The organism is Kitasatospora sp. NPDC049285 (genome assembly GCF_040678815.1).
GTDB lineage: Bacteria > Actinomycetota > Actinomycetes > Streptomycetales > Streptomycetaceae > Kitasatospora.
This window is the reverse complement of record NZ_JBFAQR010000052.1, coordinates 1-13,528: the sequence shown is the minus strand read 5'-3', so window position 1 is coordinate 13,528 and position 13,528 is coordinate 1. Positions and strand designations below refer to the sequence as shown.

Genomic DNA, 13,528 nt, shown 5'->3' with positions numbered 1-13,528 from the left:
GCGATGAAGAAGCCCACCCTGAAAGCCCCCAAGCTCAAGGCGCCCGACCTGAGCAGCGTCGCCGGCGGCAGCCGCACCGGCCAGTCCCTGCTCGCCGGGGCCGCCATCCTCGCGGTGGTGTTCGGCGTCGCCGAACTCCGCTCACCGGTCACCCCGACGACGGGCGCCACCGGCAAGCTCACCAGCACCCAGGTCGAACGCACCGCGCTGGTCTGCCCGCCCCCGCTGCAGGGCGCGGTCGGCTCCACCACGCTCACCCTGTTCACCCCGCCCGGCGGCACCGCCCAGGGCGGCACCGGCGTGCTCAACGACGTCACCCCGCAGAGCGTGGTCGCCGCCCAGGCCCCCGCCCAGCCGGCCACCGCCCCGTCCGGCACCGCCTCCGGCGCCCCGGCCGCCGCCGACGCCCGGGTCACCCTGGCCAAGCCGGGCGTCCCGACCGCCGGCCCCGCCGCCAACAACGACACCGCCCCCGGCACCTTCGCGGTCGGCACCGGCGCCCTCGCCCCGGGCTTCACGGTCACCCAGACCACCAGCTCCGAGCAGGGCTCCCCGGCGCTCTCCGGCGCCCGCTGCACCCCCACCGGCACCAGCTTCTGGTTCTCCGGCGCCAGCACCGCCGGCGACCGGGTCGACTACGTCACCCTGGTCAACGCCGACACCCTGCCCGCCGTCGTCGACCTGCGCCTCTACGGCGACAAGGGCCTGATCGACAACGAGCTCGCCACCGGCATCGCGGTCGCCCCCGGCACCTCCCAGCAGATCCTGCTCAGCGGCCTCTCCAAGGGCCAGGTCAACGACCTCGCCGTCCACGTGGTCGCCCGCAGCGGACGCGTCGGCGCCGGCCTGCACGCCCGCGACGGCGGCAAGGGCAGCGACTGGCTGGAGCCCTCCGCCGACCCCGCCGCCACGGTCACCGTGCCCGGCGTCCCCGCCGACCTCACCGCCGCGCACCTGGTGGTCGCCACCGACTCCGCCGACGACGCCGACCTCAAGGTCCAACTCTCCGGCAAGAACGGCTGGTTCACCCCCGCCGACCACGAGACCCTGCACGTCAAGGCCGGCATGACCGCCACCCTCGACTTCGACGTCTCCAAGCTCGCCCACGAGGGTGCCACCGCGGTCCGCCTCACCCCCACCGACCCCGCCCACGCCACCCCCGTGGTGGCCGGCCTGCGGGTCGACCGCAACAACAAGGGCAAGAACGAGGCCGCGTGGCTGGCCGGCGCCGCCCCCGTCGGCACCCGCGCCTCCATCGCCGACAACCGGGCCGGGCAGACCGCCCTGATGCTCACCGCCACCGACACCGACGCCAAGGTCAAGGTCACCTCCTCGGCCGGCAGCAACGGCGGCACCCCCGCCACCAAGGACGTCGACATCCCCGCCGGCACCACCGTCACCGTCGACGGCATCGACCCCGCCGGCGTCAACGGCCCCTACGCCCTCACCGTCGAAACCACCACCGGCGGCCCCGTCGTAGCCGCCCGCCAACTCACCATCCCCGCCCGCGACTACCCCGCCTTCACCACCCAGCAACTCCGCGACGACCGCGCCACCGTCCAGGTCCCCCAAGCCGCAGGCGACCCCGGAGTGGTCCTGAAGTAGGGGGGGCGAAGCCCCCAGGGGCCCGGGGAACGGCGGGGGTGCGTGGCTGTCGGGGTATCGGGGCGCTGCCAGGTCTGGGCGCATAGACGTCTCCGAAGACCCCCCGCCAAGCTCAGACCACCAGACACTCGCCTCGCAGTTCCCCGAGCCCCTACCCGTCCTCGCCGTACCGCGGATCAATCGCATCCGGCGACAGCCCCAACAGCTCCGCCACCTGCTCGATCAGGATCTCGTGCACCAGCGCCGCCCGGTCCTCCTTGGACTTGGCGCGGATCTCCACCGGCCGCCGGTAGACCAGGATCCTGGCGCGGCGCCCGGTCACGGCGGGAATCACCCGGCCGAGCGGGACGCCGTCGGGCTCGGGCTCACCCTTGGCGGGCACCGGGACCTCCAGGACGGCGAACTCCACGTCCTCCAGCTGGGGCCAGCGCCGGACCAGGCGCTCCATCGACTCCCGGACGTAGTCGTCGAAGAGCTCGGAGCGGGTCAGCGAGATGGGCACCTGCGGCGGTGCCAGCGGCCCGCGCAGGCCGCGGCCGTGCCGGTCGCGGTGCTTGCGGCGGCCGGGACCGGGCGGGGACGAGGGTGTCGAGCTGTCCATAGCAGTGTCGAGCGTAGTCCCTGGATGCCCGGAAGTGGACCACTCGGGCACGGCGCGTGACGGCTCCGAGACCCGCGGGGAGACACACGCGGAGGGGGCGGGTCTTCGCGGGCCGGTCGGGAGTGCGGTACCGTCCACCCTCGTGAGCTCTGTACGTCGTTGTTCGCGGACCGCGTGCGGCCGTCCGGCCGTGGCGACGCTGACGTACGTCTACGCGGACTCCACCGCGGTGCTCGGCCCGCTGGCGACCTACGCGGAGCCGCACTGCTACGACCTGTGCGCCGAGCACGCCGAGCGGCTGACCGCGCCGCGCGGGTGGGAGGTGGTCCGGCTGGTCGCCGAGGCGGGGCCGCTGCGGCGCAGCAGCGACGACCTGGAGGCGCTGGCCAACGCGGTGCGCGAGGCGGCCCGTCCGCAGGAGCGGACACCCCGTCAGGGCCCGCAGACGGACGGCGAGTCGGGCCGTCGGGGCCACCTGCGGGTGCTGCGCTCGCCGGAGAGCTGAGACCGGTCCGCGGGTGCACGGCACCGGCGCTTCGCCGTGGCCGGGTACGCTGCCCCTCTACCGCCGGGCGGACGCATCGTCCGGGGCAGCTCGCAGCACACACACGGGAGCATTCGTGCGGGACCTGAAGCAGCTTGTGAAGGCGTACGACGTCCGGGGCGTCGTCCCGGACCAGTGGGACGAGTCGCTGGCGTACGCGTTCGGCGCGGCGTTCGTCGAGGTGGTCGGCGGCGCGGCGGTCGTGGTGGGTCACGACATGCGGCCGTCCTCGCCCTCGCTGTCCCGCGCGTTCGCCGAGGGCGCGGCCTCCCGCGGCGCGGACGTGGTGGAGATCGGGCTGTGCTCGACCGACCAGCTGTACTACGCGAGCGGCAGCCTGGACCTGCCCGGCGCGATGTTCACCGCCTCGCACAACCCGGCCGAGTACAACGGCATCAAGCTGTGCCGGTCGGGCGCGGCCCCGGTCGGCCAGGACACCGGCCTGGCGGATATCCGCGAGCTGGTGGAGTCGTGGCTGGACGAGGACGGCGCGGTGCACGTCCCGGTCGTCGACGCCACCCCGGGCGCGCTGAGCGCCAAGGAGACCCTGGACGGCTACGCGGCGCACCTGCGCGGCCTGGTCGACCTGACGGCCATCCGGCCGCTGAAGGTCGCGGTGGACGCCGGCAACGGCATGGGCGGCCACACCGTGCCGACGGTGTTCGCGGGCCTGCCGCTGGACGTCGTCCCGATGTACTTCGAGCTGGACGGCACCTTCCCGAACCACGAGGCCAACCCGCTGGACCCGAAGAACCTGGTCGACCTGCAGGCCAAGGTCCGCGAGGTCGGCGCCGACCTGGGCCTGGCGTTCGACGGCGACGCCGACCGCTGCTTCGTGATCGACGAGAACGGCGACCCGGTCTCGCCGTCCGCGATCACCGCGCTGGTCGCCGAGCGGGAGGTCGCCCGCGCGAAGGCGAACGGCGAGGCCGAGCCGACGATCATCCACAACCTGATCACCTCCTGGACGGTGCCCGAGGTGGTCCGCGAGCTGGGCGCCGTCCCGGTGCGCACCCGGGTCGGCCACTCCTTCATCAAGCAGGAGATGGCGGTCACCGACGCGGTGTTCGGCGGCGAGCACTCCGCGCACTACTACTTCCGCGACTTCTGGCGCGCCGACACCGGCATGCTCGCCGCGATGCACGTGCTGGCCGCGCTCGGCGGGCAGCAGGAGCCGCTCTCCGCGCTGACCAAGCAGTACAACCGGTACGCCGCCTCCGGCGAGATCAACTCCACCGTCGCCGACCAGCACGCCGCCACCGAGCGGGTGCGGGCCGCCTACGCGGGCCTGGAGGGCGTCACCGTGGACGAGCTGGACGGCCTGACCGTGGCCGGCCAGGACTGGTGGTTCAACCTGCGCGCCTCGAACACCGAGCCGCTGCTGCGCCTGAACGCCGAGGCGAAGGACCCGGCGAAGATGGCCGAGGTGCGGGACGGCGTGCTCGCGATCGTGCGGGCCTGACCCCGCTGGTCAGCCTGGCGCTGACGTTTCGGGTGCCCCGGCCGGTAGGGTTGCCACCGGCCGGGGTACTGCTGTGTCACCGGCCTGACAATCCACCACGACCGCCGCACCGACCGGAGCCGACCGTCATGAGCCTGCCGTCCTTCCTTCTGGAGATCCTGGTCTGCCCGGAGTGCCGTTCGCCGCTGGCCGAGGTGCGCGAGGGCTCCGAGGAGGCCGAGCACGAGCTGCGCTGCACCGGCGAGGGCTGCGGCCTGGTGTACCCGGTGCGCGACGGCATCCCGGTGCTGCTGGTCGACGAGGCCCGCCGCCCCTCCTGAACCCCCGTCAGCCGCTTCCCCGCAGTTGTTGGAGGCCAGCCGCCATGTTCGACGACACCCTGATCGACGACCCGGCCGCCCTGCAGCGCGCCGACCGCCGGCACGAGCTGCTCGCCCTGGCCGGGGCGGGCGCCCGGATCCGGATCGCCCTGCGGCTGGCCGACGCGGCCGGGGTCAACGGGCTGCGCCCGGACGGCCGTCCACGGGCGGTGCTGGTCGCCGGACACGGCAGCGCGCTGACCGCCGCGGCGGTGCTGGCCGCGCTGGCGGTGCCGAGCTGCCAGGTGTGGCCGCTGCCGCCGGCCGACGCCCGTCCGGCGGCGCCCGCGTTCACCGACGGCGAGTCCTGGCTGCTGCCGGGCTGGGCCGGTCCGCTGGACCTGGTGGTGCTGGCCAGCGCCGGCGGCCGGGAGGGCGGGCTGATCAACCTGGCCGAGCAGGCGTACGCCCGGGGCTGCGCGATCGCGGTGATCTCCCCGGAGGGGTCGGAACTGGCCGAGGCCGCGGAGCAGGTCCGCGGCCTGCCGCTGCCGTTCACACCGAGCGAGGTCGAGCCGGAGGGCTCGGACGCCGAACCCGACCTGCCCGCCGAGGACCCGGCCGCGCTGTGGGCCTTCCTCGCTCCGCTGCTGAAGCTGGCCGACCGGATCGGCCTGGTCCAGCTCGCCCCCGGTTCGCTGGAGGCCGCCGCCGACCGGCTGGACGAGGTGGCGGTGCGCTGCCGCCCGGACGCCCAGGCGTACGACAACCCGGCGAAGTCGCTGGCCAGCCGGCTGGCGGAGACCGTTCCGCTGCTGTGGTCGGACGGCGCGGTGGCCGCGGCGGTGGGGGAGCGGTTCGCGGCGGCGCTGGCCGACCGGGCCGGGCTGCCCGCGCTGACCGGCCGGCTGCCGCAGGCGCTGACCGCCCACCGCGGCATGTTCGCGGGCCGGTTGGGCGCCGGGGCCGACCCCGACGACTTCTTCCGCGACCGGGTGGACGAGCCGGTGCCGCTCCAGCTGCAGGTGCTGATGCTGCGTCACACCCCGGGCGTCGAGGAACTGGAGGAGCCGGGCTGGCCGGTGGCCCGGGCCCGGCGGCTGGCCGAGGCGCACGAGGTGCGGGTCACCGATCACGCCTCCAGCCTGGAGGACCCGCTGCAGGCACTGGCCGAACTGATCGGCCTGACCGACTTCGCGGCGGTCTACCTGGGCCTCGCCACCGAGAACTGACGCGATATCGTCCCCTGGTCAACCAAGGCCCGGCAAAGTCCGGGCCCGGAGGGAAGGACAGGGGTTGAGCACCGAAGGCGGTACCAAGGCCCTGGTCGCGGCACTGGCCGCGAACCTGGGCATCGCGGTCAGCAAGTTCGTGGCGTTCGCGTTCTCCGGATCGTCCTCGATGCTCGCCGAGGGCGTGCACTCGCTGGCCGACTCCGGCAACCAGGTGCTGCTGCTGGTCGGCGGCAAGCGCGCCCAGCGCGAGGCGACCCCCCAGCACCCGTTCGGCTACGGGCGCGAGCGGTACGTCTACGGCTTCCTGGTCTCGATCGTGCTGTTCAGCGTCGGCGGCATGTTCGCGATCTACGAGGGCTACGAGAAGATCGTCCACCCGCACGAGCTGGAGAACTGGTACTGGCCGGTCGGCGTGCTGGTCCTCGCCATACTGCTGGAGGGCTTCTCCTTCCTCACCGCCTACCGCGAGGCGTCCAAGGACAAGGGCCGGCACGGCTGGGCCGCGTACATCCGCCGGGCCAAGGCGCCCGAGCTGCCGGTGGTGCTGCTGGAGGACACCGGCGCGCTGATCGGCCTGGTGCTGGCGCTGATCGGCGTCGGCGTGACCGCCGCCACCGGGAACGGCGTCTGGGACGGCGCGGGCACGGTGTCGATCGGCGTGCTGCTGGTGGTGATCGCGCTGGTGCTGGCGCTGGAGACCAAGTCGCTGCTGATCGGCGAGTCCGCCGACGTCGACGTGGTGGAGGCGATCCGCGCGGCGCTGGTCGACCACGACACGGTGACCGACGTCATCCACATGCGGACCCTGCACGTCGGCCCGGAGGAACTGCTGGTCGCGGCCAAGATCGGGGTCAACGCGGAGGACAGCGCCGCGGTGGTCGCCCAGGCGATCGACCTGGCCGAGGCCCGGATCCGCCGCGCCGTGCCGATCGCCCGGGCGATCTACCTGGAGCCGGACATCTACTCGGAGGAGAAGGCCCTGGCCGGCCCCGACGCCGACGCCACTCCGGGCGGTCCCGGCCCGAAGGCCCACTGACCGGGGGCCGGGCGGTGTAGATTCGTCAGCAGTGCCAAACGTCGCTGCTGATGGCGGTCGATCGGAGTCCGGCTCCGGTCGAGGGAGAGAGGTCCTCCGACGGATTGTGCCGCAGCAGAGGGCCGCCCACCGCGTCCCCCTGCCGCTCAGCACACCCGTAACCAGGCCCACGCAGCGAGGAGTTCGCATGTCGAACCTGCCCACCGGCGACTTCAAGGTCGCCGACCTCTCCCTGGCCCCGTTCGGCCGCAAGGAGATCCAGCTCGCCGAGCACGAGATGCCCGGCCTGATGTCGATCCGCGCCGAGTACGCCGCCACCCAGCCGCTCGCGGGCGCCCGCATCACCGGCTCGCTGCACATGACCGTGCAGACCGCCGTGCTGATCGAGACCCTCACCGCGCTGGGCGCCGAGGTCCGCTGGTGCTCCTGCAACATCTTCTCCACCCAGGACCACGCCGCCGCCGCCATCGCGGTCGGCCCGGAGGGCACCCCGGAGAACCCGCAGGGCATCCCGGTGTTCGCCTGGAAGGGCGAGACGCTGGAGGAGTACTGGTGGTGCACCGAGCAGGCGCTGACCTGGCCCGACGGCCAGACCCCGAACATGATCCTGGACGACGGCGGTGACGCCACCCTCCTGATCCACAAGGGCGTCGAGTTCGAGAAGGCCGGCGAGGCCCCGGACCCGTCCACCGCCGACAACGACGAGTACCGGATCATCCTCGAGCTGCTCAACCGCACGCTCACCGAGTCCCCGGCCAAGTGGACCGAGGTCGCCGCCACCATCAAGGGCGTCACCGAGGAGACCACCACCGGCGTCCACCGCCTGTACGAGATGCACCGCGACGGCAAGCTGCTGTTCCCGGCGATCAACGTCAACGACTCGGTGACCAAGTCGAAGTTCGACAACAAGTACGGCTGCCGCCACTCGCTGATCGACGGCATCAACCGCGCCACCGACGTCCTGATCGGCGGCAAGGTCGCCGTGGTCTGCGGCTACGGCGACGTCGGCAAGGGCTGCGCCGAGTCGCTGCGCGGCCAGGGCGCCCGGGTCATCGTCACCGAGATCGACCCGATCTGCGCGCTGCAGGCCGCGATGGACGGCTACCAGGTCACCACCCTGGACGAGGTCGTCGAGATCGCCGACATCTTCGTCACCACCACCGGCAACAAGGACATCATCCTGGCCTCCCACATGGAGCGGATGAAGCACCAGGCCATCGTCGGCAACATCGGCCACTTCGACAACGAGATCGACATGGCCGGCCTCGCCAAGCTGCCGGGCGTCGTGAAGACCGAGGTCAAGCCGCAGGTCCACGAGTGGCGCAAGGCCGACGGCAAGACCATCATCGTGCTCTCCGAGGGCCGCCTGCTGAACCTCGGCAACGCGACCGGCCACCCGTCCTTCGTGATGTCCAACTCCTTCGCGAACCAGACCATCGCGCAGATCGAGCTGTTCACCAAGACCGAGCAGTACCCGATCGGCGTCTACGTGCTCCCCAAGCACCTGGACGAGAAGGTCGCCCGCCTCCACCTCGACGCCCTCGGCGTCAAGCTCACCACCCTCACCAAGGACCAGGCCGACTACATCGGCGTCCCGGTCGAGGGCCCGTACAAGGCGGAGCAGTACCGCTACTGACACACCGTCGACGGCGCCCGGCACCCCCGCGAGGGGGTGCCGGGCGCCGTCGCGCTACGGCAGCACCTCGGTGGTCCAGGCGTTCGGGTCCGCGCCGTGCCCGACCACTCGGGGCAGCCAGGCGTTCGGGTCGCCGGCCTTGCCGTCCGGCGGCTCCAGGGCCATGGCGCACCACTTCAGTCCCCCGCCCGAGGAGCACGCCTGCGGGTGGGACCCCGCGCTCGGGTCCGTGGACGGCGAGCCGGCGCCCGGATTCGGCCCGTCCGGGGTGACGTAGACCGACACGTAGTGCGACCCCTGCTCCTGGAAGCCCAGCGACGCCGTCCACCAGCCGCCGCCGTTGCGCGGTGCCGTGATGCTCGCCGCGACGAGCACTGCCGACGGAGGCAGCGAGGCCATCGACGCCGGCATCGGCACCGCGTACGCGCCGACCAGCACCCCGGCCGCGATCCGCAGCGGCACCGCCTGGCGGTCGGCGTCCTCCAGGCCCTCGGTGTCCAGCTCCGCCCAGCGTCCGTCGGCCAGCCTGAACCGCAGGACATCCGTCGCCCTCGGCCAGCCGTCCGGGCGGTCCTTCTGCAACCAGTAGGCCTCCCGCCCGTTCACCTGCGGCGCGGCCACCCGCACCCCGTGCGATCCGTCCGCGAACGTCGGCGCCTCGTCCGGGTTCACCCCGGCCGGGAACACCTGCAAGGAATAGTGCTGCGTCGAGTGCCCGGGGCCCGTGCTCGCCGTGGTCTGCACCCCGACCCTGGTCGCGCTGAACTCCACCTCGGCCACCGCGTCCGGCAGCCAGCCGAACCGAGCCTGCACGGTCAGTGCCGCCCGGCCGATCGTCGGCACCGCGGCGGCCGGGCCGGTCGGCGTCGGATCCGGAAGCGCCGTGAACGGGGCGGTCGGTGACGAGTGCGTCGAGTTCGGCGCCACCGGGCCGATCGGCGCGGAGCCCGTGGCCGACCCGCGGTGCAGCACCGCGAACGACCCCGAGGCGACCACCACCGCCGCCACCGCGCCGAGCACCGTCCACCGACGCTGTCGCACCGCTGACCGACCGCGCCGCACCGCCCGCAGCGGGTCCACCGACGAGGGCGGCGCCGACCGTTCCGCGGACGCCACGTACTCGGCCATCCGCACCGTCAGTTCCTCCGCCTGCCGCTGATCGTCCGTCACACCTCGGCCCTCCCCATCGGACGCAGCCACGCCGATCGCCGCAGCGTCGCCAGCGCCCGCGAACTCTGACTCTTCACATTGCCGCTGGAACACCCCAGCTCGGCAGCGGTCTGTTCGACCGTCAGATCGCAGAAGTAGCGCAGCACCACCGTGGCCCGCTGCCGCGGCGGCAGCGCCGCCAGGGCCTCCCGCACGTCCAGCGACAGCGCCAGGTCCGCACCGCCCGCCACCACCGCGGCTCCGGGCTCCGCGGACGGACGGGTCCGCCGCCACCACCCGGTCCGCTGCTCGGACAGGAAGGTGTTGACCAGCACCGTCCGGGCGTACCCGTCCCGGTTCTCCGCCCGGCCCACCCGACCCCAGTGCACGTACAGCTTGGTGATGCTCTCCTGGACCAGGTCGTCCGCACGATGCCAGTCCGCGCACAGCAGGTACGCGACCTTCCGCAACCAGACCGTCCTGGAGGCCACGAACGCGGTGAACTCCTCGTCCCGCGTCTGCTCCGCCATCCGGTCCCCCCTCCCCATGACCGGTGACGCGGTCGCGCCACCGCCCCCCTGATGCGGCCGACCCGCGGAAGGGTTGCACACCGCGTTCCGTAGGCTTCACCCATGCCGAACGGCCGCTACTCCCTCCACGACCCGCACGACGGAACCCCGCTCGGCGAGGAACGCTTCAGCTGCGCCCCCGGCCCGGCCGGCTGGCGCTACGTCGCCAAGAGCTACCACCCCGACGGCACCGTCCTCGGCACCACCGACCTCACCCTCGACCAGCGCGGCCGCCCGCTACGGATGGAACTCCGGGCCGGCGGCTGGCAGGTCCGCGGCGGCGCGCTCGACGGCGTCAGCTGGGTGCGCACCGCCGCCGACGACCCCGACCCCGCGCACGCCGTCGAGGGCCACGACCGCGCCCACGCCTTCACCGGCGACTCCCCGGCCTTCCTGCTCGCCACCGCCCGGCTGCTCGACCTCGCCCCCGGCGCGAGCACCCGGATCCGCCTGGTCTCCTTCACCGGCAGCGCCCTCGCCCCGCGCACCCTCGACCAGTCCTGGCAGCTCCACGCCGTCGAGCAGCACCCCACCGACACCGGCCCGCTCCCCGTCGAGCACTACCGGGTCACCGACCTGGACACCGGCGAGGTCCGCGAGCTCCACCTCACCGGCGACGTCCTGCTCGCCGCCCCCGGCATCGAACTCGAAGAGCTCGACACCCCGCCCAACGCCCGCCGCTGACCCGCGGACGCCATCAGGCCGGCGGCGCGAACCCGCCCCCGGCCGGCGGCTGCTGCGCCGGGACCGGCTGCTGCCCGGGTGCCTGCGGCTGCACCGGGATCGCCACCTGCGGAGGCTGCACGGGTGCCTGCGGCTGCGGGTACCCGAGCACCCGCACCGGCGGCTGCGGCTGCGGAGCCCCGGCCGGCGGCAGGTACGGGGGCGGCACCTGACCGGGCGCCGCCTGCTGAGCCTGGAACGCCTGCGACGCCTGAGCCGTTTGGCCGGCCTGCTGCGCAGCGGCGTACTGCGCGGCCGCGTACCGGGCCGCCGCCGCGCTCTGCCGCTCCCACTCCCGCCGCTGCCGTTCCATCAGCACCGCACCCAGGTACATCACCGGCGGCGTCCCCACCGGCACCGACCGGCCGGTGCGCTCGCACAGGTCCCCGGCCAGTCGCTCGGCCAGCCCCTGCGCCACCTGCGGGTCCAACTCGTTCAAGCGGCCCAGCAGTTGACGCATCGCCAGCCACAGCCCGTCCGGCACCGCCGACAGGTCCATCGCGGCCAGGTCCGCGCCCAGCGCGTGCATCACCTGCGGCGGCACCGGCGGCACCGCCCCGTGGTCCTGGGCGCTGCGCGGCAGTCGCTCCCGGATCACCAGGGTCCCCGCGAAGATGTCGCCCAGCCGCTTGCCCTGCTCGTTGAAGAGCGAGACGAACACCGCCGGCATCGCCAGGAAGCCGAAGTCCACGATCCCCACCAACCCGCGCACCAGCGCGTGCCGGAACCGGATCGGCCCGCCGTCCGCCCGGACCACCCGCAGCCCGAACACCACCTTGCCCAGCGACCGCCCGTGCGACAGCGTCTCGATCAGGATCGGCAGCAGGGTCAGGAAGAACACCAGGGTGGTCAGCGACACCGCCGCCACCGCCGCCGCCTCCAGCCGAGACAGCAGCAGCGAGAGCGCGAACAACGTGACCAGGTACCCGATCCCGTAGACGACCCCGTCCAACGCCCGCGCCAGCCCCCGCGACGGCAACCGCGCCGTCCGCAGCCCCAGGACGACCGCCTCGCCGGTCACCAACTCGCTCACAGCACCCACCCGCTCCGTTCCGCGGCCCGCCGACCGGCACCCTGCCGCGCGACCCGACCCCCGCATCCGTTCCGGATCCGTCCAGGCCGCAAAGATACGACCGCCCGCCGCGACCCGGAACCCCGGTCCCGTCCGCGCACCCCTGTTCCGGAATCCCCTGCCGGGTCGCCCGCCCGCTCTGGCAAGCTAGCCCGGGCTGCGCACCGCACCGGTGCCCGCCACCCGTCCCACCGCGCACCCGGAGAGAGCCGCATGGACCTGGACGTCTTCGTCGCCGCCCACCAGGCGGAGTGGCACCGTCTGGAGGTCCTGGCCGGACGCCGACGCCTCACCGGCGAGGAGGCCGACGAGCTGATCGCGCTCTACCAGCGCGCCACCAGCCACCTCGCCCAGGTCCAGTCGACCGCCCCGCACCCCGGCCTCGAAGGCCGCCTCACCACCCTGGTGGTCCGCGGCCGCAACGCCGTGGCCGGTGCTCGCAGCTCCTCCTGGCGCGACGCGGCCCGCTACTTCACCACCAGCTTCCCCGCCACCCTCTACCGCGCCCGCCGCTGGTGGCTCACCGTCATGGCGGTCTCGCTCGTCCTCAGCGCCGTCATGGCCTGGTGGATCGGCACCCACGCCGAGATCCGCGAAGCGCTCATCCCGCCCGCCGAACTCCACGAACTCACCAAGCCCGGCGGCGAGTACGAGACCTACTACACCGAGCACCCCTCCGCGAACTTCGCCGCCAAGGTGTGGACCAACAACGCCTGGGTCGCCGTCCAGTGCCTGGTCTCGGCCGTCCTGCTCGGCATCCCCGTGCTCTTCATCCTGTTCAGCAACGTGGTCAACCTCGCCGCCGGCCTCGGCCTGATGGCCTCCGCCGGCCGCCTCGACCTCTTCCTCGGCCTGCTCATCCCGCACGGCCTGCTCGAACTCACCGCCGTCTTCGTCGCCGCCGGCCTCAGCCTCCGCCTCGGCTGGACCGTCATCGACCCCGGCCCCCGCACCCGCGCCGCCGCCCTCGCCGAAGAGGGCCGCTCCGTCATCGGCGCCGCGATCGGCCTGGCCGGCGTCCTCCTGGTCACCGGCATCATCGAGGGCTTCGTCAGCGGCTCCGCCCTCCCCACCTGGCTCCGCATCACCATCGGCGTCACCGTCGAGGTCCTCTTCTTCCTCTACGCCCTGGTCCTCGGCCGCCACGCCGCCGCCCGCGGCGAGATCGGCGACGTCGAAGCCGCCGACCGCACCGACCTCCAGCCGATGGCCGCCTGACCGGCGTGGCGTCACGAGTGCCCCGCCAAACCTGGTAGCCTGATGATCAACCCCAGGGACCATTGACGTGGTTCCGGTGGGCGAGTAGATTTGAACGGTTGGGAGCGACTGGACATCCGGTCGGCCCGAGCGTAGTGTCTACGACACCGCCGAAGACGAGGCAGCGCGTCCGCAAGGATGCTGGCCCGGTTCCGGCATAATCCCGAAGCAGAGCAGTGCAGAGCTTTTGATAAGGTCTGCGGCGAAGGTGAAGGAAATCCCACACCAGCGGGAAATCGGAGTGAAAAACCTCTGATAAGCTGGGAACACGAAAGAACGAAGCGCCCGGAGGGTCGGTCGGAAGGCCGCCTGAAGGAAGTGTCCGTTCCTTGAGAACTCA

The 13,528-nt window shown here is 73.1% G+C and carries 13 protein-coding genes; 9 read left to right on the top strand and 4 right to left on the bottom strand.

All coding sequences use genetic code 11. The features are described from left to right. The first annotated feature begins 3 nt into the window (after positions 1-3). Positions 4-1,605, top strand: coding sequence for a DUF5719 family protein (locus tag AB0K51_RS26590; RefSeq protein WP_363459670.1), 1,602 nt, complete (start codon positions 4-6; stop codon positions 1,603-1,605). Between the two features lie 151 nt (positions 1,606-1,756). Here the strand turns inward: AB0K51_RS26590 and AB0K51_RS26585 are convergent, their stop codons facing one another. Further along, a complete protein-coding gene (locus tag AB0K51_RS26585; protein WP_363459669.1) occupies positions 1,757-2,206 on the bottom strand; it encodes a metallopeptidase family protein in 450 nt (149 codons plus the stop codon). Positions 2,207-2,348: 142 nt separating this feature from the next. Between AB0K51_RS26585 and AB0K51_RS26580 the strand changes: the two genes are divergently transcribed. The 6 genes from AB0K51_RS26580 (at position 2,349) to ahcY (ending at position 8,418) form a co-directional block, all read left to right on the top strand. Further along, positions 2,349-2,711: a DUF3499 domain-containing protein gene (locus AB0K51_RS26580; RefSeq protein ID WP_363459668.1), complete on the top strand. Its 363-nt coding sequence runs from the start codon at positions 2,349-2,351 to the stop codon at positions 2,709-2,711. A gap of 115 nt (positions 2,712-2,826) precedes the next feature. Continuing rightward, complete coding sequence (locus AB0K51_RS26575) at positions 2,827-4,212, top strand: phosphomannomutase/phosphoglucomutase (RefSeq protein WP_363459667.1); 1,386 nt, start codon at positions 2,827-2,829, stop codon at positions 4,210-4,212. Positions 4,213-4,340: 128 nt separating this feature from the next. Further along, positions 4,341-4,532, top strand: coding sequence for a Trm112 family protein (locus AB0K51_RS26570; RefSeq protein ID WP_363459666.1), 192 nt, complete (start codon positions 4,341-4,343; stop codon positions 4,530-4,532). 44 nt (positions 4,533-4,576) lie between these two features. Beyond that, a complete protein-coding gene (locus tag AB0K51_RS26565; RefSeq protein ID WP_363459665.1) occupies positions 4,577-5,743 on the top strand; it encodes an SIS domain-containing protein in 1,167 nt (388 codons plus the stop codon). Positions 5,744-5,807: 64 nt separating this feature from the next. Further along, positions 5,808-6,782 carry a cation diffusion facilitator family transporter gene (locus tag AB0K51_RS26560; protein ID WP_363459664.1) on the top strand — a complete coding sequence of 325 codons (975 nt, stop codon included), beginning with the start codon at positions 5,808-5,810 and terminating at the stop codon, positions 6,780-6,782. A gap of 187 nt (positions 6,783-6,969) precedes the next feature. Continuing rightward, positions 6,970-8,418 carry an adenosylhomocysteinase gene (gene ahcY, locus AB0K51_RS26555; RefSeq protein ID WP_363459663.1) on the top strand — a complete coding sequence of 483 codons (1,449 nt, stop codon included), beginning with the start codon at positions 6,970-6,972 and terminating at the stop codon, positions 8,416-8,418. 54 nt (positions 8,419-8,472) lie between these two features. Here the strand turns inward: ahcY and AB0K51_RS26550 are convergent, their stop codons facing one another. Beyond that, entirely contained in the window at positions 8,473-9,588 is a 1,116-nt protein-coding gene (locus tag AB0K51_RS26550; protein WP_363459662.1) for a hypothetical protein, read from the bottom strand. After that, complete coding sequence (locus tag AB0K51_RS26545; protein ID WP_363459661.1) at positions 9,585-10,097, bottom strand: SigE family RNA polymerase sigma factor; 513 nt, start codon at positions 10,095-10,097, stop codon at positions 9,585-9,587. Before AB0K51_RS26545 ends, AB0K51_RS26550 begins: the two co-directional genes overlap by 4 nt. 102 nt (positions 10,098-10,199) lie before the next feature. Between AB0K51_RS26545 and AB0K51_RS26540 the strand changes: the two genes are divergently transcribed. Further along, a complete protein-coding gene (locus AB0K51_RS26540; RefSeq protein ID WP_363459660.1) occupies positions 10,200-10,820 on the top strand; it encodes a hypothetical protein in 621 nt (206 codons plus the stop codon). Between the two features lie 13 nt (positions 10,821-10,833). Here the strand turns inward: AB0K51_RS26540 and AB0K51_RS26535 are convergent, their stop codons facing one another. Then, complete coding sequence (locus AB0K51_RS26535) at positions 10,834-11,892, bottom strand: RDD family protein (RefSeq protein ID WP_363459659.1); 1,059 nt, start codon at positions 11,890-11,892, stop codon at positions 10,834-10,836. Between the two features lie 252 nt (positions 11,893-12,144). Between AB0K51_RS26535 and AB0K51_RS26530 the strand changes: the two genes are divergently transcribed. Next, positions 12,145-13,149, top strand: coding sequence for a stage II sporulation protein M (locus AB0K51_RS26530; RefSeq protein WP_363459658.1), 1,005 nt, complete (start codon positions 12,145-12,147; stop codon positions 13,147-13,149). Positions 13,150-13,528: the final 379 nt, after the last annotated feature.

Bases quoted from the DNA above. Each gene is read 5' to 3' on its own strand.
- AB0K51_RS26530 (WP_363459658.1), top strand. From the start codon at position 12,145: ATGGACCTGGACGTCTTCGTCGCCGCCCACCAGGCGGAGTGGCACCGT.
- ahcY (WP_363459663.1), top strand. From the start codon at position 6,970: ATGTCGAACCTGCCCACCGGCGACTTCAAGGTCGCCGACCTCTCCCTG.
- AB0K51_RS26565 (WP_363459665.1), top strand. From the start codon at position 4,577: ATGTTCGACGACACCCTGATCGACGACCCGGCCGCCCTGCAGCGCGCC.
- AB0K51_RS26585 (WP_363459669.1), bottom strand. From the start codon at position 2,206: ATGGACAGCTCGACACCCTCGTCCCCGCCCGGTCCCGGCCGCCGCAAG.
- AB0K51_RS26540 (WP_363459660.1), top strand. From the start codon at position 10,200: ATGCCGAACGGCCGCTACTCCCTCCACGACCCGCACGACGGAACCCCG.
- AB0K51_RS26545 (WP_363459661.1), bottom strand. From the start codon at position 10,097: ATGGCGGAGCAGACGCGGGACGAGGAGTTCACCGCGTTCGTGGCCTCC.
- AB0K51_RS26570 (WP_363459666.1), top strand. From the start codon at position 4,341: ATGAGCCTGCCGTCCTTCCTTCTGGAGATCCTGGTCTGCCCGGAGTGC.
- AB0K51_RS26590 (WP_363459670.1), top strand. From the start codon at position 4: ATGAAGAAGCCCACCCTGAAAGCCCCCAAGCTCAAGGCGCCCGACCTG.